Annotated in this window: 22 protein-coding genes, 1 tRNA gene and 1 pseudogene; 17 read left to right on the forward strand and 7 right to left on the reverse strand. The window is 73.9% G+C overall.

Going from position 1 to position 21,375, the window contains the following annotated elements; translation table 11 throughout:
• Positions 1-101: 101 nt before the first annotated feature.
• Positions 102-836 carry a hypothetical protein gene (locus tag AB0J86_RS27130; RefSeq protein WP_363860439.1) on the reverse strand — a complete coding sequence of 245 codons (735 nt, stop codon included), beginning with the start codon at positions 834-836 and terminating at the stop codon, positions 102-104.
• A gap of 121 nt (positions 837-957) precedes the next feature.
• Here AB0J86_RS27130 and AB0J86_RS27135 point away from each other — a divergent pair, with 121 nt between their 5' ends.
• Together AB0J86_RS27135 and AB0J86_RS27140 are read left to right on the forward strand one after the other, a co-directional pair.
• A complete protein-coding gene (locus AB0J86_RS27135) occupies positions 958-1,488 on the forward strand; it encodes a peptidylprolyl isomerase (protein ID WP_363860440.1) in 531 nt (176 codons plus the stop codon).
• 27 nt (positions 1,489-1,515) lie between these two features.
• A complete protein-coding gene (locus AB0J86_RS27140; protein ID WP_363860441.1) occupies positions 1,516-2,427 on the forward strand; it encodes a rhomboid family intramembrane serine protease in 912 nt (303 codons plus the stop codon).
• Between the two features lie 70 nt (positions 2,428-2,497).
• On the opposite strand, the gene AB0J86_RS27145 is transcribed toward AB0J86_RS27140, so the two are convergent.
• Positions 2,498-2,938 carry a PH domain-containing protein gene (locus AB0J86_RS27145; RefSeq protein ID WP_363860442.1) on the reverse strand — a complete coding sequence of 147 codons (441 nt, stop codon included), beginning with the start codon at positions 2,936-2,938 and terminating at the stop codon, positions 2,498-2,500.
• A gap of 158 nt (positions 2,939-3,096) precedes the next feature.
• Between AB0J86_RS27145 and AB0J86_RS27150 the strand changes: the two genes are divergently transcribed.
• From AB0J86_RS27150 to AB0J86_RS27180, 7 genes and pseudogenes are all read left to right on the forward strand, one after another.
• The gene (locus tag AB0J86_RS27150) at positions 3,097-4,275 is read left to right on the forward strand and encodes an acetyl-CoA C-acyltransferase (protein ID WP_363860443.1); all 1,179 of its coding nucleotides are present in this window, start codon (positions 3,097-3,099) and stop codon (positions 4,273-4,275) included.
• 125 nt (positions 4,276-4,400) lie between these two features.
• Positions 4,401-5,081 carry a transporter gene (locus AB0J86_RS27155; RefSeq protein ID WP_363860444.1) on the forward strand — a complete coding sequence of 227 codons (681 nt, stop codon included), beginning with the start codon at positions 4,401-4,403 and terminating at the stop codon, positions 5,079-5,081.
• 147 nt (positions 5,082-5,228) lie between these two features.
• The gene (locus tag AB0J86_RS27160) at positions 5,229-6,338 is read left to right on the forward strand and encodes a glycosyltransferase (RefSeq protein WP_363860445.1); all 1,110 of its coding nucleotides are present in this window, start codon (positions 5,229-5,231) and stop codon (positions 6,336-6,338) included.
• Positions 6,339-6,558: 220 nt separating this feature from the next.
• Positions 6,559-7,080: a hypothetical protein gene (locus AB0J86_RS27165; RefSeq protein ID WP_363860446.1), complete on the forward strand. Its 522-nt coding sequence runs from the start codon at positions 6,559-6,561 to the stop codon at positions 7,078-7,080.
• Between the two features lie 110 nt (positions 7,081-7,190).
• The gene (locus AB0J86_RS27170; protein WP_363860447.1) at positions 7,191-7,886 is read left to right on the forward strand and encodes a response regulator transcription factor; all 696 of its coding nucleotides are present in this window, start codon (positions 7,191-7,193) and stop codon (positions 7,884-7,886) included.
• Positions 7,879-9,283 (forward strand): annotated as a pseudogene (locus AB0J86_RS27175) (HAMP domain-containing sensor histidine kinase). Before AB0J86_RS27170 ends, AB0J86_RS27175 begins: the two are co-directional and overlap by 8 nt.
• A 58-nt stretch (positions 9,284-9,341) precedes the next feature.
• Positions 9,342-9,938, forward strand: a complete 597-nt coding sequence (locus AB0J86_RS27180) for a hypothetical protein (RefSeq protein ID WP_363860448.1) — start codon at positions 9,342-9,344, stop codon at positions 9,936-9,938.
• Positions 9,939-9,994: 56 nt separating this feature from the next.
• Here the strand turns inward: AB0J86_RS27180 and AB0J86_RS27185 are convergent, their stop codons facing one another.
• On the reverse strand, positions 9,995-12,265 hold the full coding sequence (locus AB0J86_RS27185) for a hypothetical protein (RefSeq protein ID WP_363860449.1): 2,271 nt from the start codon (positions 12,263-12,265) through the stop codon (positions 9,995-9,997).
• Between the two features lie 131 nt (positions 12,266-12,396).
• Between AB0J86_RS27185 and AB0J86_RS27190 the strand changes: the two genes are divergently transcribed.
• Positions 12,397-13,104 carry a glycosyltransferase family 2 protein gene (locus tag AB0J86_RS27190; RefSeq protein WP_363860534.1) on the forward strand — a complete coding sequence of 236 codons (708 nt, stop codon included), beginning with the start codon at positions 12,397-12,399 and terminating at the stop codon, positions 13,102-13,104.
• A 90-nt stretch (positions 13,105-13,194) separates the two neighbouring features.
• Here the strand turns inward: AB0J86_RS27190 and AB0J86_RS27195 are convergent, their stop codons facing one another.
• Both AB0J86_RS27195 and AB0J86_RS27200 read right to left on the reverse strand, forming a co-directional pair.
• Positions 13,195-14,073: a transketolase gene (locus AB0J86_RS27195; RefSeq protein ID WP_363860535.1), complete on the reverse strand. Its 879-nt coding sequence runs from the start codon at positions 14,071-14,073 to the stop codon at positions 13,195-13,197.
• Positions 14,074-14,078: 5 nt separating this feature from the next.
• Positions 14,079-14,891, reverse strand: a complete 813-nt coding sequence (locus AB0J86_RS27200; RefSeq protein ID WP_363860450.1) for a transketolase — start codon at positions 14,889-14,891, stop codon at positions 14,079-14,081.
• Positions 14,892-14,940: 49 nt separating this feature from the next.
• On the opposite strand from AB0J86_RS27200, the gene soxR reads away from it, so the two are divergent.
• Positions 14,941-15,381 carry a redox-sensitive transcriptional activator SoxR gene (gene soxR, locus AB0J86_RS27205; RefSeq protein WP_363860451.1) on the forward strand — a complete coding sequence of 147 codons (441 nt, stop codon included), beginning with the start codon at positions 14,941-14,943 and terminating at the stop codon, positions 15,379-15,381.
• Here soxR and AB0J86_RS27210 read toward each other — a convergent pair.
• Positions 15,368-16,345: an NAD(P)H-quinone oxidoreductase gene (locus AB0J86_RS27210; RefSeq protein ID WP_363860452.1), complete on the reverse strand. Its 978-nt coding sequence runs from the start codon at positions 16,343-16,345 to the stop codon at positions 15,368-15,370. The genes soxR and AB0J86_RS27210 overlap by 14 nt on opposite strands.
• Before the next feature lie 268 nt (positions 16,346-16,613).
• On the opposite strand from AB0J86_RS27210, the gene AB0J86_RS27215 reads away from it, so the two are divergent.
• The 5 genes from AB0J86_RS27215 (at position 16,614) to AB0J86_RS27235 (ending at position 19,103) form a co-directional block, all read left to right on the forward strand.
• Positions 16,614-16,702 (forward strand) — tRNA-Ser (locus tag AB0J86_RS27215).
• A 219-nt stretch (positions 16,703-16,921) separates the two neighbouring features.
• A complete protein-coding gene (locus AB0J86_RS27220; protein WP_363860453.1) occupies positions 16,922-18,151 on the forward strand; it encodes a helix-turn-helix transcriptional regulator in 1,230 nt (409 codons plus the stop codon).
• A gap of 210 nt (positions 18,152-18,361) precedes the next feature.
• Positions 18,362-18,580 (forward strand): hypothetical protein, encoded by a 219-nt coding sequence (locus AB0J86_RS27225; RefSeq protein WP_363860454.1) that lies wholly within the window; start codon positions 18,362-18,364, stop codon positions 18,578-18,580.
• Positions 18,571-18,834: a hypothetical protein gene (locus AB0J86_RS27230; RefSeq protein WP_363860455.1), complete on the forward strand. Its 264-nt coding sequence runs from the start codon at positions 18,571-18,573 to the stop codon at positions 18,832-18,834. Before AB0J86_RS27225 ends, AB0J86_RS27230 begins: the two co-directional genes overlap by 10 nt.
• The gene (locus AB0J86_RS27235) at positions 18,831-19,103 is read left to right on the forward strand and encodes a hypothetical protein (RefSeq protein ID WP_363860456.1); all 273 of its coding nucleotides are present in this window, start codon (positions 18,831-18,833) and stop codon (positions 19,101-19,103) included. The genes AB0J86_RS27230 and AB0J86_RS27235 overlap by 4 nt, the downstream gene beginning before the upstream one ends.
• Before the next feature lie 6 nt (positions 19,104-19,109).
• On the opposite strand, the gene AB0J86_RS27240 is transcribed toward AB0J86_RS27235, so the two are convergent.
• Entirely contained in the window at positions 19,110-20,303 is a 1,194-nt protein-coding gene (locus AB0J86_RS27240) for an FAD-dependent monooxygenase (RefSeq protein ID WP_363860457.1), read from the reverse strand.
• 87 nt (positions 20,304-20,390) lie between these two features.
• On the opposite strand from AB0J86_RS27240, the gene AB0J86_RS27245 reads away from it, so the two are divergent.
• Complete coding sequence (locus AB0J86_RS27245) at positions 20,391-21,089, forward strand: TetR/AcrR family transcriptional regulator (RefSeq protein ID WP_363860458.1); 699 nt, start codon at positions 20,391-20,393, stop codon at positions 21,087-21,089.
• Positions 21,090-21,375: the final 286 nt, after the last annotated feature.

Consider the following 21,375-nt stretch of genomic DNA (forward strand, 5'->3'; position numbering starts at 1 on the left):
CCGGGTGACGACGAGCCCGGCCTCCTCCAGCACTCGAAGGTGCTTCATGACCCCGAACCGGGTCACCCCGGCCGGGGCCGGCGCGATAGCCGGTACCCGGATCAGCCGTGGCTGTTGCGGGACGAGGGAGCGGCGGCGGTGTTGCCGAGCAGGCCGTCGGAGGACTCCGCGCCCTTGGCCGCGGGCTGCTTGGCCCGTTCCGCCGTGCTCGTCTTGTTCATGGCGCCCGCCTTCTCGCCGGCCGTCGCGGCTTTGCCGCCCGGCTCCCCGGCGGCCTTCGCCTTCTCCGCCACCACCGCGGCCTTCGGCGACGCGCCGGGCTGCGGCGCGTTGGCCGAGGAGGTGCCGATGATCGACTCGGCGTCCTCGCGGACCGACTCCAGCATCTGGTGCGAGTCGTACGACTCCCAGTCGGCCTGGTTGCGGCGGCGCGCCGCCACGGTACCGACGGCGCCGGCGACGGCTCCCGCGGCGAGCAGGCCGGCCAGGATGGACCAGCGCCTGCGGGCCGAATGCGACCTCTTCTTGCCCATCTTCTGCACCTTCTTCGATGTCGCCTTCCCGGTGGCCGAGCCGGCCTGGCTGGCACCGATGGCCGCCGCGGCGGCGAGCGGGGCGAGCCGTGCCATGGTCGAACTCATGCCGCGCGACGCCGTCTCGCGGACCCGGCCGGCGGCCGGAGCCAGGTACTCGCGAGCCGAGTTCGCCCGCGGGCCGACCGTCTCGCCCACCCCGTTGGCGGCGTGCGTCGCGGCGCGCACCAGATGTCCGAGGCTCTCGCCCAGCTCGGCCTTGACGAGTTCGCCGCGCGTCCTGCGCCGCCCAATGCCAAACACCGGTACCCACCTCCTGGGTTTCGTTACCCCCGTCATCCTGCACCTTTGGATGCCTTCGCACTGGCAGAACGGGCACATGGGAGGATCCGCATGGAACCTGACCACCTACCGAGGAGTACCCGTGGCCGAGGCTGTCTACGCCACCTTGCACACCAACGCCGGCCCGATCCGGCTGGAACTCTTCCCGAACCACGCACCGAAGACCGTTCGCAACTTCGTCGAACTCGCCGAGGGCACTCGCGAGTACGTCGACCCCCGTACCGGCCAGCCCGGCTCCGGGCCTTACTACGACGGCACCATCTCGCACCGCGTCATCAGCGGCTTCATGATCCAGATGGGTGACCCGACCGGCACCGGTCGGGGCGGCCCCGGCTACAGCTTCGGCGACGAGTTCCACCCGGAGCTGCGCTTCGACCGGCCGTACCTGCTGGCCATGGCGAACGCGGGCCCCGGCACCAACGGCTCGCAGTTCTTCATCACGGTCAGCCCGACCCCGCACCTGAACAACCGGCACACCATCTTCGGCCAGGTGGCCGACGAGGAGTCGGTCAAGGTGGTGGACGCGATCGCCAACACGCCGACCAACCCGGCGGACCGCCCGCTGCAGGACGTCGTGATCGAGCGCGTCGAGATCGAGCGCAAGAACGCCTGACGTCGATCTCGGGGTACCTTTGCCTGCATGAGTGAGTCTCCGCCCACCGCTCCGGTCTGCTACCGCCACCCGGGGCGGGAGACCTACGTCCGCTGCACCCGGTGCGAGCGGCCGATCTGTCCCGACTGCATGCGGGACGCCTCGGTCGGTCACCAGTGCCCGGAGTGCGTGACCGAGGGCAGGCGTGCCCAGCGGCCGGCGCGTACCGTCTTCGGCGGTGGTACCGCCGGCCGCCAGGGCTACGTCACGAAGGCGCTGGTCGCGCTCAACGTGCTGGCGATGCTCATCTCGATCTACTCGGACCGGGGCGGCGACTCGGTCATCGGCGGCTCGGGCTTCGGCGGGCTGGCGGGCGGAGGTACCCCGATCACCAACTGGGGGTCCGTGCTCGGCCTGGCCATGACCCCGTCCGGCGAGCTGGAGGGGGTCGCGACCGGCGACTACTACCGGCTGATCACGGCGATGTTCCTGCACTACGGCGTGATCCACCTGCTCATGAACATGTGGGCGCTCTGGGTGCTCGGCCGGACGCTGGAGGCGGCGCTCGGGCCGGCGCGTTTCCTGGCCCTCTATCTGATCGCCGGGATCGGCGGAAACGTCGCCGCGTACGTCTTCAGCTCGCCGAACACCGCCACGGCCGGCGCCTCGACGGCGATCTTCGGGCTCTTCGCGGGGCTCTTCGTGATCATGCGACGACTCGGGCGGGACACGTCGGCCGTCATCCCCGTCCTGGTGGTCAACCTGGCCTTCACCTTCCTCGCGCCCGGCATCTCCATCGCCGGACACCTCGGTGGCCTGGTCACCGGGGCCGCCATGTCGCTGCTGCTGGCGTACGCGCCTCCGTCGCGGCGGACGTTGGTCCAGGCGGTCGGGGGCGGCCTCATCCTGCTCGGCCTGATCTTCCTGACCCTGGCCAGGACCGCCGCGCTCGCCATCTAGTAGGGAGCGCCTCGGCGGGGCCCGGGGCGGGGCCTCAGCCGACGGCTCGGGCTCAACCGATCATTCGGGCTCAGCCGACCGCTCGGGCGCGGGCGGCGCGGAGGGTCGCGGCGACCTCGTCCGGCGCCGCGTCGAGGTCGTAGCGGCCGAGCAGATAGAGCGCCTCGCCGGCGTCGATCTCCAGGGTGTTGGTACGCAGCCCGAGCCGGGGTCGGGTGTCGATCTCGATCCGATCGATCTCCGCCCAGCTCAGCCGCCGTCGGGACGCGAAACCGGTGACCACGGTGATCCCGTCGGCGTCCGCGGCCAGCCGCACCGGCGCGACCAGGTCGCGTACGCCCCAGACGACCAGACCGGCGGCGACCAGCAGCGCCAGGCCCGGCCGGACCGGATCGCCGTCGGCGAGCCAGAGCCCGGCCAGCACGAGCGCGATCGCGCCGCCCAGCTTGAGTACCGGCAGCGTGGGGGCGACCCGCCAGCGGGTCGGCGGTACGGAGTGATCCGGTTGCACGGCGTCAAGGATGCCAGCGCGCGGGCCCGCACGCGCCCCCGGTCACCCACCCGCGCCATCCCCGCCACCGGGCCGTGCTCGCGGGCCCGGGGCGGGAGGGGCGGCGGACGGTGTCCCGACGTAGGATCGGGACGTACTCAAGTTACCGGGGAGTAAGCATGAGGGACGCGGTCATCGTCGGCGCGGTACGCACCCCGGTCGGCCGGCGCAAGGGTGGGCTCGCGGGCGTACATCCGGTGGACCTCTCGGCTCACGTGCTGCGCGCGCTGGCGGAGCGGACCGGGCTGGACCCGTCCGACGTGGACGACGTGGTCTGGGGCTGCGTCTCCCAGGTCGGGGAGCAGGCGTGGAACGTCGGGCGCAACGCCGTGCTGGCGGCCGGCTGGCCCGAGGCGGTACCGGGCACCACCCTCGACCGGCAGTGCGGGTCGAGCCAGCAGGCGCTGCACTTCGCCGCCGCCACCGTCATCGCCGGCCAGGCCGACCTCGTGGTCGCCGGCGGGGCCGAGTCGATGACCCGGGTGCCGATGGGCGCCAGCGCGCAGCTCCCGGGCGGCGGGCTTCCCTACGGCGACCAGGTGCGCGAGCGCTACCGGGGGGTGCCCGGCTTCGCCGACGGCGAGCCGGTGCCGTTCAACCAGGGCGTCGGGGCCGAGCTGATCGCCCAGCGGTGGGGCCTGCCACGTACCCGGCTGGACGAGTTCGCGCTGGCCAGCCACGAGAAGGCCGCCGCCGCGCAGGACGCGGGCGCGTTCGAGCCGGAGATCGCCCCGGTGCCGGTCGCCGACGGCAAGTTCGCCCTGGACGAGGGGATCCGGCGGGACAGCACGCTGGCCCGGCTGGCGGAGTTGCCCACGCCGTTCGCCGCCGACGGGCGGGTCACCGCCGGCTCCGCGTCGCAGATCTCGGACGGCGCGGCGGCCCTCGCGGTCACCACCTCCGAGCGGGCGCACGAGCACGGCCTGCGGCCGCTGGCCCGCGTCCACACCGCGGTGGTCGCGGCCGACGACCCGGTCACGATGCTCACCGCGCCGATCCCGGCCACCGCGAAGGCGCTGCGCCGCGCGGGGCTGGGCATCGAGGAGATCGGCGTGTACGAGGTGAACGAGGCGTTCGCCCCGGTACCGCTGGCCTGGCTGGCCGAGACGGAGGCGGACGAGCGCCGACTCAACCCGCGCGGCGGCGCGATCGCGCTGGGCCACCCGCTCGGCGGTTCCGGGGCCCGGATCATGACCACGCTGCTCCAGCACATGCGCGACAACGGCATCCGGTACGGGTTGCAGACCATGTGCGAGGGCGGCGGGATGGCCAACGCGACCATCGTGGAACTCCTGTAACCGGACCGCCCCCGGGAGAAGATCGACGACCACCCGCCACGGGCCGGACACTCGGCTGCAATGATCTTGCTGTTATCACCGTGTTCCCTGGACGACTCATCGACACGGGGAGACTGCGAGGGACAGTGGCGACCACAGCGGCGGGACGAGAGGCATCCGAGCGGTCCGACGGTACGGCGGCGTCGCCACCGGCGACCGGCCCGGAGACGGCGCGACCGACACACCCGGGGGCCGAGCTGGTGGTCCGGATCAAGCGGCACGTACAGCTCATGCACATGGCCTGGGGGATCGCCTGGTTCGTCGGGTACGGGCTCCGCTTCGTGAACGACGGCCCGGGCGGCCGGACCTTCGTGGACCTGCCGGACGCGCTGCCGCTGGCGGTACTGCTGGGGCTGCTGGCCGCCGCCGGGGTGACCACCGCCGTGCTCGGTGTCCGGGTCTTCGGTCGGGGCGCGGCCGACGCGGACTCGACCCTGCGCGCCAAGAGGTACGGCACCGCCTGGCTCGTCGGCTTCGTGGGCCTGGTGATCACGATCGGGAAGATCGGTCACGAGCTTTCGCCGCACCAGTCCGAGCTGCTCTGGGGCAGCACCACCACCGGGCTCGTCGCGGCACTGCATCTGGCCGGCAGCGCGATCTGGCTGGACCGGACCCAGTTCCGGATGGGGCTCTGGCTGACGCTGGTCAACGTCGCCGGGGTCCTCGCCGGACCGGGCTGGCAGGCTCTGCTGATCTCGATCGCGGCCGGTGCGGTGACGCTCTTCCTCGGCATCCACGGCTGGCTGCGGCTCGGCGCGCGGTCCTGACGGGCGTTTCGCACGCCACGATCCCTCTCCCCCGGTTCCCAGGTTCCCAGGGCCGGCTCCGCATCGGCGCCGACACCCCAGTCCGATGGAAGGCTGTTCCAGGAAATGCGTCTGATCTTCGCCTCGATAGGCGCCTACGGGCATCTCATGCCGCTTCTTCCGCTGGCGGCGGCGGCGCGCGACGCGGAACACGAGGTGCTCTTCGCCACCGACCGGCAGTACCACCCGATGCTGGCGGAGGCCGGTCTGACGCCGGTGGCCGCCGGGTCGACCGTCCGGGAGGTGATGGCGTCCCTGCGGGCACAGGCGCCGGCCGGGCAACCGTTCGACGCCTCCGCTCGGGCGTTCGGCGACGTACTGGCCCGACGCATGGTTGCCGACCTGGCACCCGTACTGGCCGACCGGCGACCCGACCTGATGGTCTACGAGGTGCTCACCCCGGGCGCGGGAATGGCGGCGATGCGGGCCGGTGTCCCCGCGGTCTGTCACGGCATCGGCCGGCTCACCGGCGGACCGGTCTGGAAGGCGATGTCCGACACCTGGCTCGCCACCGCGGCGGAGTTCGGCATCGGGGCCCCGGCGCACGACGCGGAGTTCCTCGGCAACCGGTACCTGGACGTCTGCCCGCCCTCCCTGCAGCTGCCCGGATTCGCCCCCGCCCGGGAGCCCATCCCGATGCGGCCGGGGACCTGGCGGCACGCGGCCCCGTTGCCCGCGACGGTGCGGGAGCGCGACGAGAGCCGCCCACTGGTCTACCTGACGCTCGGTACCGCCTTCGGCACTCCCGACCTGTTGCGTCAGGCGGTCACCGGGCTGTCGCGGCTGCCGGTGGACCTGCTCGTCACCGGCGGCGGTCGGGGCGGACAAGGCGGACTCGGTGCGCTACCGCCGAACGTGACCGTCGAGGGCTGGGTGCCGCAGGGCGACCTGTTGCCCCGGGTGGACCTCGTGGTGAGCCACGGCGGCGGCAGCACCGTCCTGGAAGTACTGTCGAACGGGTTGCCCCACCTGATGCTGCCGCAGGGCGCCGACCAGTTCAGCAACGCGCGGGCGGTGGTGGAGGCCGGTGCGGGACGGCAACTCCTGCCCGGTGAGGTCACCCCGGAGGCGCTGGCGGAGCAGGCGGAGGCGCTGCTGCACGACGAGTCGGCGCGGCGCAGCGCCGGCAGGCTGGCCGGCGAGATCGCGGCGATGCCGTCGCCGCGGGAGGCGCTCGACCGGCTCCTCGACACCGTCGTCGGCCCCGGCGGATCCTGAGCCGTACGGCCGCCGGGCGCCGGCGGATCCCGAGCCGTACGCCCGCCCGACCCCGGCCGGTGCAGGTACCGGCCGGGGCCGGCGGCCGGATGAGTCCGGGATCGTCGCGAGTATCCGCAGCTCATGGCGGGCTTCTTCGGCCGGCGTGGAAGTTCTGTAATTTCATTTTCATCCATGCCGGCACCGCGACACATCCCGGTGGCTCCTCGTTGAACCGGTCATGGACGTGTTCTCCCGGACGTTCCTTCCCGCCGCGGTAGCGGCCGGGGTGACCCCATCGACCGTCAGTCGCCACATACCCGTCTTCCGCCGGTGTGTGGAGTCCCGCGACACCACGGTCCTGGTCGCCCGCTGTACCCGTCTCGACCGCCCGATGCAGGGCGAATATCTGCTCCTCCTCACCCACCAGCGGCTGGTGGTGACCCAGCAGACCCGACTGCTGCACCGGCTGCGACTGCACCTCAACACCGAGCTGCGGCACCTGAGCAACGTGACCTGGAACGCCGACCCCCAGCTCGGTACGGTCGAGCTGGCGGCCACCGCGGTCGACGGCATCCGCGAGCGCTTCCTGATCAAGGTCGGCGAGCCGAAGCAGGTCTGGCACCTCGACGCGCTGCTCGCCAACGCGTTCCGCGACCGGACCGCCACCACACCGGCCGCGCTCTGGGGCACCCGGGCCGCCACGCCGGTCGGTACCAGCGAGGCGCGCAACCGCAGCTTCAACCCGGCGGTCGCGATCTGACCGACCAGGCCGGGTGCGTCGGCGTCGAGTGGTGGGCGTACCGGGTTCTTACCTGATCCGAACATGGCGGTACGTGGCCGGTGGCGCGCCGGTCGGACATCATGGGCGGCGTGACCGTCGACGTACCGCGGCGCGGCCTGGTCCTGCTCGTGGAGGACGAGCCGGCCATCGCGGACCTGGTGCGGCTCTACCTGAGCCGGGACGGGTTCGGGGTGCACGTCGAGCGCGACGGTGACGCCGGGCTCGCCGCGGCCCGCCGGCTGCGCCCGGTCGCCTGCGTCCTCGACATCGCGCTGCCCGGCCTGGCCGGTACCGAGATCTGCCGCGAGCTGCGGGCGGCCGGGGACTGGACCCCGGTGATCTTCCTGACCGCCCGGGACGACGAGGTCGACCGGATCGTCGGCCTCGAACTCGGCGCCGACGACTACGTCACCAAGCCGTTCAGCCCGCGCGAACTGGTCGCCCGCGTCCGCGCGGTGCTGCGCCGTACCGCGGGTGCCCCGGACGGCGCCGGACGACCCCGTACCGTCGGCCCGGTCACCCTGGACCCGGGCCGCCGGACGGTCACCGTGGCCGGCGTCCCGGTGCAGCTCACCTCGACCGAGTTCGACCTGCTGGCGCACCTGATGAACCGTCCCGGCCGGGTCTTCACCCGGGAGGAGCTGCTGGCCAGCGTCTGGGGGTACGCGTCGCACAGCGGCACCCGCACGGTCGACGTGCACGTGGCCCAGGTACGCGCCAAGCTCGGCACGGGCGCGGAGGTGATCCGTACCCATCGCGGCGTGGGGTACGCCGCCGATGGCTGATCGGCGCCGGCCCGGCCGTACCCTGACCGCCCGCGCGGTGCTGGTCAGCTGCGCGGTCGCGCTGGTCTCGGTGCTGGTCACCGCGCTCGTGGCGGTACCGATCGCCGGCCGCGCGGCCGACCGGCAGGCCCAGGCGGCGCTCTCGGCGCAGGCCGGACTCGCCGTGGAGGCGTTGCGGACCCGCATCGGGCGGGGCCGTACGGCCGACGAGGAGCGGATCATCCGGCAGCTGCGCCAGCAGCGGATCGACGCGTACCTGATCCGGGGCGGGAAGGCCGACCGGCCGGGACTGCCGGCCCCGGTGGTGCAGCGGGTGGCCGGCGGGCACAACGTGAGCGCCCGGCGGCCGGTCGCCGGCCGGCTCGCCCGGGTCGAGGGGCGCTGGCTGCCCGGCGGCGACGGCGTGGTGCTGGCCCGGCCGTTGACCACCGGCCTCTGGCGGCAGGTGGGCCGCAATCTCTGGCTGCCGCTGCTCGCCGGGCTCACGGCCGGGGTGCTCGCCGGACTCTTCCTCGCCCGGCGGCTGGCCCGGCCGATCCGCACCGCCGCCGCCGTCGCGGCCCGGCTGAGCGCCGGCGAGCGCGACGTCCGCCTGCCGGTCGAGCCGCCCGCGGAGGTGGCCGAACTCGCGTACGCCCTCAACGGGCTGGCCTCCGCGCTGGCCACCAGCGAGGGGCGGCAACGGGAGTTCCTGCTCTCGGTCTCGCACGAACTCCGTACGCCGCTGACCGCGATCCGGGGCTACGCGGAGGCGCTGGCCGACGGGGTGGTGGGGCCGGACGGCGCCCAGCGCGCCGGCCAGACCATGCTCGCCGAGGCGGAACACCTGGACCGGCTGGTCAGCGACCTGTTGGCGCTGGCCCGGCTGGAGGCGGCCGACTTCCCGCTGGAGCCGGTACCGGTCGACCTGGCCGAACTGGTCGCCGGTGCGGCCGAGCCGTGGACCGCCCGCTGCGCCGCGCTCGGCGTGTTGCTCCGCCCCGAGCTGCCGGCCGGTCCGGTGCCGGTCCGGACCGATCCGGGGCGGATCCGGCAGGTGCTCGACGGGCTGCTGGAGAACGCCCTCCGGGTCGTACCCCCGGGGGCGCCGATCGTGCTCGCGGTGCGGGCCGAAACCGGCCCGGCCGGTCCGGGCGGCGCGCTGGAGGTGCGCGACGGCGGGCCGGGCTTCACCGACGAGGACCTCGCCGTCGCCTTCGAGCGCGGCGCGCTCCACCAGCGCTATCGGGGCGTACGCAAGGTGGGCAGCGGGTTGGGGCTGGCCCTCGCGGCCGGCCTGGTCCGCCGGCTCGGCGGGAGCATCGCGGCAGCGCACGCCCCCGAGGGCGGGGCCCGGTTCACGGTCTGGCTGCCGTCCCCGCCGGCCTGATCCTTACCGGATCCGAACATCGGCCTGATCGTGCGCTCGTCCCTCGGCGGCAGGCTGGGCCGGACACCTACGGGAGAGGGAGAGCGATGCGACGTTGGGGAGTGCTCACCGCGACCGGGCTGGTCGCCGGGGCGGGGCTGCTGGGTCTGACCGGTTGCGGCGCCGCGGGCCCGGTCGCCGCGCCGGGTCCGGTACGGGACGGGGCGGTCGAGGTGGCCTCGGTGCTCGGCACCGAGGGGCAGGCGCTGGCCGCGCTCGGGTTCGACACGGCGGACGTCGACACGGCGGACGTCGCCACGGCGGACGTCGACGCGCCCGGTCCGTCCGCCTCGCCGGGCGCCGGCACGAAGGCCGACCGGCCCGGGCACCCGCGGTCCCGGGCCCGGGTGCTGCTGCGCCGGGGCACGCTGCACGGGGAGGCGGTGGTGCGCACGGCCGACGGCACCCGCACGATCGCCGTGCAGCGCGGTACCGTCACCGCGGTCGACGACGCGTCGATGACCGTACGCTCCACCGACGGCTTCCAGCTGACCTGGAAGTTCGACCAGAAGCTGCGGGTGGTCGAGCGGCGTACGACGGTACAGCCGAGCGCCGTCAAGGTCGGTACGGAACTCGGCGTCGCCGGGAGCAAGGACGGCGACCGGGGCGTCGCCCGGCTGATCGTGATCCCCGTGAAGAAGTGAGGACCCGATCTCGGGGAGACGATTCCCGGCGCGGAGCGAGCACCCCGGCCGGGCGGTCAGCCGCCGGCGGCGGGCGGTAGGGCGAAGCCGACGTAGTCGCGGAACTCGATCCGCCAGCCCGGCGGGACCAGCCGGCTACAGGCGCGACGGTCGCCGGTGCAGACGATCGCGTCGACGCCGCGCGGGTCGGCCGGCGGCCGGTCGGGCAGTACGGAGACCAGCGAGACGATCTCCCGCTGCCCGGCCGGCTGCCCGGCGGCACCGTCGCGCAGCAGCAGCCACCAGGGGTACTCCCAGTTGTCGTTCTGCTGAACGAGGCCGATCCGGTTGGCGCCGGAGGCGTTCACCCGCTGGGCCGCCCAGCGGAACTCGTCCGCCCACTGGGGGCGCCGCAGGAAGCGGGTGTCCCAGTCCGAGGTGGTCAGCAGCGAGCCGGAGCCGACCAGCCGGCGGGGGAAGCCGTACGAGATAGCGAGCACGCCGGCCAGCGCGGACGCGGCGAGCATCGCGGTCGCCAGCAGCACGGCGACGCCGCGACGCCCGCGTACCGGACCGGTCGTCCCGGCGGCGCCGGCCCCGGGCTCGGTCGCGCCCGCGCCTGCCCTGGGCCCCGCCGCGCCCGCGCCGGACTCGGTCGCGCCCGCGCGTCCACGGAAGAGCGCGTCGAGCCAGAGCCCGGCCAGCGGTGCGGCCAGCACCAGGGCGAAGAGCAGCAGCCGGTTCCCCCACGGCTGCCACTTGATCGTCGCGGTGTAGAGGAGCACGGCCACCGTGACCACCGCCGCGTACGCCCGCAGCGCGCCCGGGTAGCGCGCGGTGACCCGGCGGGGGCGGGCCAGGGCGATCAGCCCGCCGACCAGCGCCAGCGAGCCGGCGATGGGGAAGGAGACCCGGTCCTCGTCCGGGTACCAGGCCGGCACCGGGAACGTGCTCGTCCCGAAGGTGATGGCCCGGTCCTGCGGGTCGACGCCGATCAGGCCGGCACCGTCCTCGATCGCCGACGCGGACGCGCTGCGCAGCGGCGCCAACGGTGTGTCCAGGGCGGTGTGCCCGATCCGGGCCGCGTTGACCAGGATCGAGGCCGGGTCGTGCCGCTGCATCGGGATCGACTCGCGGAGCCGGGGCGGGCCGAGCGGGTTGCCGAACTCGGCGTAGACCCGCAGCAGGAACGGTCCGGTGATGACGGCGGCCACGGCCAGGATCGCGAGCGCGGCACCGGCCGTGCCGAGCACCCGTACGGCCGGGCGTCCGCCCGTGCGCGCCGCGCCGGAGCCGGCGGCCGGCGTGCCGGCCTCTTCCGCTCCGGCCGGCGTGCCGGGGGCCGCCGCGCCCGCCGTGCCGTGCGGGTGCACCAGCTGCGCGGGGGCGTGCGCCGGCGTGCTGGCAGCCGCCGCGCCCGCCGCCGGCCGCGCGGCGAAGGCGAGCCGGAGCTGGGCCAGGCCCCAGAGGACCAGCACCGGACCGGCGCCGAGCAGGCCGCTGGTCTTGGTGACGGCGGTCAGCCCGGTGGCGGCCCCCAGCCCCAGCACCTGCGCGGCGCCGGCGCGGCGGGCCAGCCCGTCCAGGGCCAGCGTCGCCACGCAGCCGGTCCAGGCGGCGGCGACCAGGTCGGTCTGGGTGCTGGTCGCCTGGAGGGCGACCATCGGCGTGGTGGCGAGCAGGAACGCGGCGAGCAGCTGGGCCCGCCGGCCGCCGCCGAGCTGGGCGACGATCCGGGTGGCGACCACCAGGCAGCCGATCCCGGCCGCCCACTGGAGCAGGTTGTAGAGGGCGTCGCCGCCGGTGAGCAGCCGCAGGTGCAGCAGCAGGTACTCCGCGCCGGGCGGGATGGTGACCTGGCGGTGGATGGCCGTCGGCCAGAACTCCAGGCTGCCCTGGGCCGCCCAGTGTTCGATCTTCGGCAGGTGGTAGGTCTGCGAGTCGAAGTTGTTCGGCTCGGCGAGCAGCGCGATGACCAGGTCGACGAGGACCACCAGGCCGGTCGTACCGGCGAGCAGGCGCTCGCCCCGGCCGGCCGCGCGCCAGCGGGCGACTAGCCGCAGGCGCGCCGGCGACCAGGGGCGCCGACGCCGGCGGCGGGCCGCCAGCAGGGCCGCCACCAGCAGGAACAGCAGCCAGGCCAGCGCCAGGGCCGGCGCGGTCAGCCGGCGCAGCGCGCCGCAGACCTCGACGACCAGCACCGCGTACGCCCCGGTGGCCAGCGCCGCCCGGATCGCCGCGAGCCGCAGCGGCGCCACGACCCCGTCCGTACCCGGGTGCGTCGCGTAGAGCAGCGACAGGAATGCGGCGATGGGCGCAAGCACGAGCACGGACCATGCTGCTGGCATGGCGGGAAGTAAACACCACGCGGCTGTGGGGTCTTCGGACCCTCCGCCCCTCGGCCTTGCGCCTGACCCCGATGGAGACCGCGCCCAGGCTAGGCTAGGGCGGATTTGTCGTCCGCACCGTGGAGATTCCAGTGAAGCTCTCGATCCTTATGCCGGTCTACAACGAGGAAGAGCGCATCGCGGATGCCCTGAAGCAGGCATTGGCGGTCGACTACCCGTGTGAGATCGAGCTGGTCGTGGTGGACGACGGTAGCCGGGACGGCACGGCCGAGATCCTGGGACGGGCGGACGACGCGCGGGTCCGCGTGATCACCCACCCGCGCAACGCGGGCAAGGGCGCGGCGATCCGTACGGCGGTCGACAACGCCGAGGGCGAGTACATGGTCATCCTCGACGCGGACCTGGAGTACGACCCGCAGGACATCCCGAAGCTGCTCGACCCGGTGCTCGACGGGCGCGCCACGGTGGTCTACGGAAATCGGACATTCGGCAGCCACAGCGCGTACAGCTTCTGGTACGTGATGGGCAACAAGGCGGTCACCACGGCCGCCAACGTCCTCTTCAACTCCTACATCGGCGACCTGGAGACCTGCTTCAAGCTGATGCCGGTCGCGCTCTACCGGTCGCTGAACATCCGCTCCCGCGGCTTCGGGATGGAGGCCGAGGTCACCGGCAAGCTGCTGCGCCGGCGGATCCGGCCGTACGAGGTGCCGATCAGCTACCGGGCCCGCAACCGCGAGGAGGGGAAGAAGATCACCTGGAAGGACGGCGTCGAGGCGGTCTGGATCCTCGGCCGCGAGCGTGCCCGGCGTCGGGAGAACGCCGCCGGCAACCGCTGAGGCGTACCGGACCCGCCCGGAGCGGCACCGGCCTGTGCCGAGCCGCCCCGAACAGCCCCGGTCCTGGCGTCAGCGAGGCCAGGAACCGGATCAGGACAGGAACTCGCCGATCGACCGCCGCAGGCCCGCCGGGTCCAGCCCGTGCCAGCGCGCGTGGTCCGCCGGTGTCCCGTACCGGTGCAGGTCGGCGCGGCCCACCCCGAGCGCGAGGGCGCGATGCGGCCGGTCCGCGAGCGCCTCGGCGAGTTGGCGGCTGGATGTCCCCGCCAGATAGGGCTCCACCAGGACCACCTCGGTCCCCGCGAGGGCGCGCAGACCCTCGCCGTCGAACGGCCGGGGCGTGTGGGTGTACGCCACCGTCACGTCGAGCCCCTCGACCGCCGCCAGCACCGGGTCGAGCATCGGCCCGACCGCCACCACCAGCGCCCCGCCCGGCGTACCGCGCCGCACCGTCCGCAGCCTCCCGTCCGTCCCGTACGACGCCGCGTTGACCTGCGTCGACAGCCGGAGGTAGACCGGGTCGTCGTGCCGCATCGCGGCCCGCAGCAGCCCCGGCACCTCGTCGGGATGTCCCGGGACGTGCACGGTCCAGCCGTCGAGCGTGTCGAGCAGCGCCACGTCCCCGGGCGACATGTGGGTACGCCCCATCGTCGACCCGTCGTACGAGGCGCCGACGCTGACCAGCACCGCACCCACGCCCTGGTGGTCGAGGTCCAGCTTGACCTGCTCGTACGCCCGGTCCAGCACAAACGTCGCGTACGAGTGGGCGATCGGGCGCAGTCCGGTGAGGGCGAGCCCGCCGGCGACGCCGATCATCAGCTGCTCGCGGATGCCGACGTTGATCACACGGTCGGGATGTGCTCGCCGGGCCGGGTCGAACGCGGCCGCGGAGATGTCGGCGAGCACGAGCGCCGCCCGCGGATCCTCGGTCAGCAGATCCGTCGTCGTCTCGATGAAGGCCTCCCGCATCATGGTCACTCCTTCGGCTCGACGACCGCGACGACGACGTGCGGCCGGTCCGGTCGGTGCGCGCGGAGCGCGGTGTGGATGGCGTCGTGGTCGCGACCGTCCACGGTGGAGGCGCTCCAGCCGTTGACGGTGAACCGGCTCGCGATGCCGCCCGGCCAGCCGTGGGTCGCCGACTGGTTGTCCAGCACGATCGCGGTGAGGTTGGCCAGTCCGGTGGCGCCGGCGTACGCGATCGCCTCGTGGTTGCTGCCCTCGTCGAGTTCGGCGTCGCCGACCAGCACGTACACCCGGGGGTCGAGCAGGCCCTGGGCGCGCAGCCCGAGCGCGGTACCGACGCCCAGCCCCAGCCCGTGGCCGAGCGAACCGGAACCGATCTCGACGCCGGGGATCAGCAGCCGGTCGGGGTGGTGTCCGAGCCGGCTGTCGGCGCCGGCCATGTCGTCGAGCCACTCCTCGGGGACGAACCCCTTCGCGGCCAGCACGGCGTAGTAGCCCGCCGAGCCGTGCCCCTTCGAGAGCAGGAACCGGTCGCGCTCCGGGTCGTCGACGGTGTCGGGGGAGACGCGCAGTACGCGGTCGTAGAGGACCCAGAGCACGTCGAGGGTCGAATGGGCGCTGGCCTCGTGCTTCTCGTCCCCGGTGAGGCGGCGCAGCAGCGGGTGCAACCGGGCGGTCGGCAGCCCGGAGCCGGTACGCCGGGACGCGGTGGCGGGCGGCCCGGGCGCTGCCGGCGGAACGGGCGGCGCTGCCGGCGGGGCGGTTGCCGGCGGGGCCGGCAGATGATCTTGCGCATTCGCGTTGGTCGTTGTCGCGGTCATGCGACTAGGCTGCAAGTTGAAGCTAACTTTAAGTCAAGGTGATCGGCGGATGCAGGAGAAACTCACCATCGGCGAGCTGGCGGTCCGCTCGGGCGTGGCCGCCTCGGCGCTGCGCTACTACGAGCGGCTCGGGCTGATCCGGGCCGCCCGTACCGGCGGCAACCAGCGCCGGTACGACCGGGCCGAGCTGCGCCGCGTCGCGTTCATCCGGATCTCACAGCAGGTCGGCATCTCGCTGGACGAGATCAAGGAGGCGCTCGACTCGCTGCCGGAATCCCGTACGCCGAGCCGGGCCGACTGGGCCCGGCTCTCCGCGCTCTGGCAGGACCGGCTCGACGAGAAGATCCGGATGCTCAGCAAGCTGCGCGACAACCTCACCGGCTGCATCGGCTGCGGCTGCCTGTCGCTGAAGCGCTGCGCCCTCTACAACCCGGAGGACAGGCTCGCCGCCGAGGGGCCGGGCGCCCGGCTGCTGCTCAAGCGCGAATGAGCAGCAGCTTGCCGAGGTGATCGCTGGACTCCAGGATCCGGTGCGCCTCGGCCGCCTCGGCCAGCGGCAGCCGCCGGTCCACGACCGGCCGGATCGTGCCGGACTCCAGCAGTGGCCAGACCTCCTCGCGCACCCCCCGTACGATCGCGGCCTTCTCGGCCGCCGGCCGGGCCCGCAGCGTGGTGGCGGCGACCGTGGCCCGCTTCGCCATCAGCGTGGCGATGTTCAGTTCGCCCTTGCGACCGCCCTGGAGCCCGATCACCACGAGCCGACCGCCCGTGGCCAGCGCGTCGACGTTGCGGGCCAGGTACGCGCCGCCCATGATGTCGAGGATCACGTCGGCGCCGCGACCGCCCGTCGCCTCCTTCGTCCGCGCGACGAAGTCCTCCTCGCCGTAGTCGACGACCTCGTTCGCGCCGAGTTCGCGCAGCCCGGCGTGCTTGGCGGAGCGGGCGGTGGCGATGACGGAGGCGCCGAGCGCCCGGCCGAGCTGGATGGCGAAGGTACCGATGCCGCTGCCGCCGCCGTGCACGAGCAGGGTCTCCCCGATGCCGAGCCGGGCGAGCTGCACCACGTTCGACCAGACCGTGCAGGCGACCTCGGGCAGCCCGGCGGCGTCGGCCAGGTCGACGCCCGCCGGCACCGGCAGCAGCTGACCCGCCGGCACCGCCACCCGCTCGGCGTAGCCGCCGCCCGAGAGCAGGGCACAGACCTCCTGGCCGACCTGCCACTCGGTCACCTCGGGCCCGATCGCGCTGATCACACCCGAGCACTCCAGACCCGGGTACGGCGCGGCGCCCGGCGGCGGCTCGTACCGCCCCTGGCGCTGGAGCACATCGGCCCGGTTGACCGCGCTCGCGCGTACGTCGACGACGACCTCGCCCGGTCCGGGCTCCGGGTCGGGCACCTCGGCCCAGACCAGTGCTTCGGGTCCGCCGGGCTCCGGAATCGTGATCGCGTGCATGCCACCATCCTGGTCCGGATCGACCGATCCCGCTACCGGCGCCCCGGCGGTTCGTCACGTCCGCCCGAGCGGTTCGTCACATGCCGGCCGGGCTATCCGGCACGTGGTGGGCAGGTCACCGTACGTATGCCGGTGCGGCGGCGACCGGCCGGAATTGAGTGTTCCGGAGGGCCGGGTTGGGTGATGCGGTGGCCGTGGGCCGCCCGGGATCGTGGCACACTAGGCACGGCGACGGGCCGCCGGAGTTCGACCACCGGCCCGCGCACCGGGAGGGCTCGCCTAGTGGCCGATGGCGCTGGTCTTGAAAACCGGTAAGGGGAGCGATCCTCTTCGTGGGTTCGAATCCCACGCCCTCCGCCTGTCCCGCTCTTTCGCCGCCCAGGTCGTGGGCCGCGCGATCCGACCCTACAGATCAACTTAGGGGAGAGGTAGGGGACCTGCCGGCGGTCACCGCGCCGCTGTCGCTCCCAGCCGCATTGGCACAGTAGCGGACGGTAGTGGCGGCGCGTACCCTCCGAGTCGGAGGATCGACCCGTGCGGGGTCGACCGCCCTCGTGCGGGAGGGGGCACCCGGGCATGGCCACCATCGGAGACAACGTCGCGGCCCTGCGCCGCCAGGTGCCCATGACGCAGGAGCAGCTGGCCGAAGCGTCCGGCGTCGCGGCCGTGACGATTCGCAAGCTGGAGACGAACGAACGTACGACCGCCCGGATGGCGACGTTGAGCGCGCTGGCGCGGGCCCTCGGGGTGACGACATCGCGTCTCCTGGGCGATGCCAGCTCCGCCGCCGCCCGACGTGAGCCCACGGCCGCGCCGCTGGCTCTGCTCGACATCCGCCGGGCGCTCACCCCGGTCCGTGGTCTGGACGGCGAGCTGATCGCCGCCAGCGCCGAGGCCGAACCGCCCACGGCCGGCCAGGTGCGGGAGTCGCTGCGGGCCGCCTCCAGGCTCTACCACACCAACGACTACGGCGCCGGCCTTTCCGTCCTGCCCGGGCTGCTGGCCGAGGCGCGGGCTGCCGTGGAGGTCGACGACGACGAGGCGCAGGCGTACGCGCTCCTGTCGCAGGCGTACCAGCTGGCGGGCCGGCTCCTGATCCAGTTCCGCGCGGTCGACCTGGCGTACACCGCGGTGGCCGCGTCGCGCGACGCCGCCGCCCGGTCCGGCAGCGATGTGATCGCCGCGGCCGTCGTCGGGCCGATGTGCTGGCTGCTGCTGCGTCAGGCCCGGCTCGGCGAGGCCGAGCAGCTGGCCGTGCACGCCGCCGACCAGGTCGAGCCGACCCGGATCAGCCGCGCCGGTACCGATCACGTGGCCGCCTGGGGGTGGCTGCTGGTCGAGGCGTCGGCGGCGGTCATGCGCGACGGCCGAGACGGCGACGCACAGGAGATGCTCGACCTCGCGGAAACGGCCGCCACCCGGATCAGCAACCACCCACCGACGGGGCTGTCCATGATCGACGGTTTCGGGCCGGGGAAGGTCGCCGCCCTCCGCACTGAGGCGGCGGCGGTTGCCGGCGACCCGCGCCGGGTGTTGACGCTCGCCGAGCGGCTACCGGTCGACGACCGGCGCATGACGGCCAGCTGCTACCAGCGCCACCGGCTCGATGTGGCGTGGGCGCACACCGAGCTGGGCGACTACGCGCAGGCGACGGCCGTATTGACCGATCTGCGCGACCGGGCGCCGGCCTGGTTGCGGCAGCAGCGGTACGCCCGCGACATCGTCCGCTCCATCTCCGCCGGCCGGCGGCGGGCGATGACCGAGGAGCTGGCGGAGCTGGCGCGTCTGGTCGGCGCGGCCGAGTAGCCCGACCGGTACGGCACGCATCGGTTGTCACCAGGCGGCCGACCGCTAGTACGTCGCGCACATTCACTATCGGTGACCACCCTCGGAACATGGGGTGACCGGGCGCGGCCCCTGGCTCCCCCCAGGTGCCGCGCCCGGGCCATCGGGTCGCGGCGATACAACTCCGAGTCGGAGCCGCGCCCCCTCGACCTCAGCGGAGGGGACATCACCGTGCGCCTCTATCCACACCGACTGCCCGGTGAGTCGCGGCCCGGCCGGCCGCTGCCGCCGCACCCCAGCGACCCGCCACCGCCGCAGGATCCGCAGCCCGAGCCGCCGCAGCCCGAGCCGGACGGTCGGCTCGGCGCCGGGTACGCGCTGATGGTCCTGCGGGAGAGCGCCGTCGTCCTCGGCGCACTGTGCGCGCTGATGGTGCTGCCATGGCCGTGACCGTGAGCGGACCGGCCCACGACTACCTACGGCCGGACTGGACGTGCGGTGGCTGTCCGTCCGGCACGCCCTGGCCGTGCTCGCCCGCGCGCGTCGAGTACGGCGAGCGGTACCGCGACCTCGGCCTGACGGTGGTGATGCGGAACCTCCTCGACCTCGCCGCCAAGGACCTCGCCAATTCCGGGCAGATCTTCGACCCCTCGGAGTTGCACGACCGGTTCATGGCGTGGACCCGCACCGGCGGTCAGCGATGACGTTCCGGGCCGGGGACGCCATCCACGTCGGCGCGGCGGCCTCCGTCCAGTTCGCCGACGGGTCCGCGATCCTCGTCCGGCTGATCCGGGTCGAGAACTGGCCCACCTACCACGGGTGGGCGTGGCTGGACGTGTACGTGATTGATCGGAAGGGCGTCGCGATCGAGCGGCGACACATCTACGTCCAGCTGGCCGGCCTGCGGCCGGTACGGTCGGGACCCGCGGCGCGGCCGGGGGTGCGCAACCAGCGCACCTACACCACGGCGTGAGCCTGATCAGCCGATCAGCGCGTACTCGGGCAGGCCGGCGTCGGTCGCCAGCGACTTCGTGCTGCCGAGCAGCATCTTCTGGAACAGCCGGCTGTCGAACAGGGTGTTGCGGAATCGCAGGCCGAGGGCGCTGGCGGGGGCCAGGAACTTCCCCGGGTTGGCGCCGCGCTGCCAGCGGGCCGCGTACGGTCGCATCCGCCGCTCGTACGCCGCGAAGCCGGCCCGGTGGTCGCCGCCGGCGGCGGCCAGCTCGCCCGCCAGCACGTACGCGCCGACCAGCCCGGTGCCCACGCCCATGCCGCCGAGCGTCACGCCCCAGGCGGCGTCGCCGAGCAGCGCGAACCGGCCGGACGTCCAGGCCGGGACGCTGACCCGGCTGATCGAGTCGAAGTACAGCTCGGGCGCGTCGCGCAGCCCGGCGAGCAGCAGCGGTACGTGCCAGCGCAGGCCGGCGAACGCCTCGGCGATCAGCTTCTTCTGCCGGTCGAGGTCGTGCCAGTCGTGGTCGAGCGGGGGCGAGGCGAAGACCGCGAACGCGCCGGCCTTGTCCGGGTCGCGCGGGTCGGCGGCGACGCTCGCCATCCGGCCGGGAACGTTGTACTGCCGGGGCGTGGCGTCCACCCCCAGCGAGTTGGGCAGTTCCCAGCCGGCCAGGTAGTAGCCGAGGTGCCGTACGTAGCGCTCCTCGGGCCCGAAGGCGAGGCGCCGTACGCCGGAGTGCAGCCCGTCGGCACCGATCACGATGTCGAAGCCGCGCGAGCCGTGCCGGGCGAACTCCACCTCGACGCCGCCGGCCGTCTCGGTCGCGGCGGTGATCCGGTCGCCGAAAAGGTACTCGGCGTGGTCGGCGCCGCGCTCGTACAGCACCCGGGACAGGTCGCGCCGGAGCACCTCGATGTCGCCCCCGGCGAACTCGGCGGGCAGCTCGAAGATCTGCCGGCCGTGCTCGTCCACGCAGCGGATCGCCCCGCCGTGGGTCTGTAGGGCGCGCAACTCGTCGAGGACGCCCATCCGCGACAGTACGCCCAGGTGGGTGGGGCCGCGGAAGTCGACCGCGAAGCCGGAGGTGCGCAGCGCGGGCGCGGCCTCGACGACCGTGGTGGCCGCCCCGTACCGGGACAGCCAGTACGCCAGCGCGGGGCCGGCGACGCCGGCTCCGGAGATCAGGACTCGCAGGCCGCGCAGCGGGGAGGTGGTCACGGCGTTCTCCTCTCACGAAAAACTGTGTCTCTCAGACACAGTGTACGATAGACGCAGTTTTACGCCGAGGGCAAGCGAGGGGTGCGGATGGCGGCCGAGGTGACGGCGACGGAGCTGCTCTGGGGCGAGCGGACCGCCCCACGGCGCGGGCCGAGGCCGACCCTGACCCTGGAGAGCATCGCGGCGGCCGGCATCGGGATCGCCGACGCCGAAGGGCTGGCGGCCGTGACCATGCAGCGGGTCGCCGAGCGGCTGGGCGTCACGAAGATGGCCCTGTACCGGTACGTGCCGGGCAAGGTCGAGCTGGTCGCCCTGATGACCGACCTCGCCGTCGGCGGACCGCCCCGGCTGGACGAGGTCGGCGACGGTTGGCGGCCGAGGCTCGACGCGTGGGCGCGGCGGATGTTCGAGCGCTTCTGGGCCCACCCCTGGGCGATCGAGGCGACGGTCGGCGCCCGCGCCATCGGCCCGAACGAACTCGGGTGGCTGGAGCAGGCCGCCGCCGCGCTGACCGGTACCGGGCTGACCGGCTCCGAGATCCTCGACGTGGCCGCCACCCTCGTCGGGCACGTGCGCACGGTCGCGCAGCAGGGCGCGGCGATTTCCGCCGGGAGCCCGGAGCGGGCGATGAATGACGCCGTGGTCGGGCTGCTGGCCGGCCGGGAGGATCGGTTCCCCGCCCTGGTCGCGGCCCTGGCCGACCGGGGCGGCGAGGACCAGGCGCTCGACTTCGGCCTGCGGCGCATCCTCGACGGCGTGGAGCTGCTGATCGACCGCCGGCGCTGACGGGCCGGGCCGCCGACCGGCATTGACCGGCCGGCCGACGATCGGCGTCGCGGGCAGCCCGAACCGGCCCGCGTCGTGGGCGATGGCCGGGCGACGGGGGCGCCGCCGTCCACAGTGGCTCGGCCGGAGCGGCACGCTCGGTCCACCGTGTACGGACGCGATCCCCGGCCGTACCGGGGGATCGGCGGCGCCGTCCGGCCGACCAAGATCGTCCGTACGGCCGGAGTGCGGGACGTGATGGTGACAGACAACCGTTCGCGGGCGGAATAGCGTCCTGTTCCCCGGG

The sequence above is a fragment of the Micromonospora sp. NPDC049559 genome, assembly GCF_040676675.1.
Taxonomy (GTDB): Bacteria; Actinomycetota; Actinomycetes; order Mycobacteriales; family Micromonosporaceae; genus JBFAPK01.

Bases quoted from the DNA above. Each gene is read 5' to 3' on its own strand.
- AB0J86_RS27195 (WP_363860535.1), bottom strand. From the start codon at position 14,073: ATGCGGGAGGCCTTCATCGAGACGACGACGGATCTGCTGACCGAGGAT.
- AB0J86_RS27150 (WP_363860443.1), top strand. From the start codon at position 3,097: ATGAGGGACGCGGTCATCGTCGGCGCGGTACGCACCCCGGTCGGCCGG.
- soxR (WP_363860451.1), top strand. From the start codon at position 14,941: ATGCAGGAGAAACTCACCATCGGCGAGCTGGCGGTCCGCTCGGGCGTG.
- AB0J86_RS27220 (WP_363860453.1), top strand. From the start codon at position 16,922: ATGGCCACCATCGGAGACAACGTCGCGGCCCTGCGCCGCCAGGTGCCC.
- AB0J86_RS27235 (WP_363860456.1), top strand. From the start codon at position 18,831: ATGACGTTCCGGGCCGGGGACGCCATCCACGTCGGCGCGGCGGCCTCC.
- AB0J86_RS27200 (WP_363860450.1), bottom strand. From the start codon at position 14,891: ATGACCGCGACAACGACCAACGCGAATGCGCAAGATCATCTGCCGGCC.
- AB0J86_RS27245 (WP_363860458.1), top strand. From the start codon at position 20,391: ATGGCGGCCGAGGTGACGGCGACGGAGCTGCTCTGGGGCGAGCGGACC.
- AB0J86_RS27210 (WP_363860452.1), bottom strand. From the start codon at position 16,345: ATGCACGCGATCACGATTCCGGAGCCCGGCGGACCCGAAGCACTGGTC.
- AB0J86_RS27185 (WP_363860449.1), bottom strand. From the start codon at position 12,265: ATGCCAGCAGCATGGTCCGTGCTCGTGCTTGCGCCCATCGCCGCATTC.
- AB0J86_RS27160 (WP_363860445.1), top strand. From the start codon at position 5,229: ATGCCGCTTCTTCCGCTGGCGGCGGCGGCGCGCGACGCGGAACACGAG.
- AB0J86_RS27165 (WP_363860446.1), top strand. From the start codon at position 6,559: ATGGACGTGTTCTCCCGGACGTTCCTTCCCGCCGCGGTAGCGGCCGGG.
- AB0J86_RS27230 (WP_363860455.1), top strand. From the start codon at position 18,571: ATGGCCGTGACCGTGAGCGGACCGGCCCACGACTACCTACGGCCGGAC.
- AB0J86_RS27180 (WP_363860448.1), top strand. From the start codon at position 9,342: ATGCGACGTTGGGGAGTGCTCACCGCGACCGGGCTGGTCGCCGGGGCG.
- AB0J86_RS27140 (WP_363860441.1), top strand. From the start codon at position 1,516: ATGAGTGAGTCTCCGCCCACCGCTCCGGTCTGCTACCGCCACCCGGGG.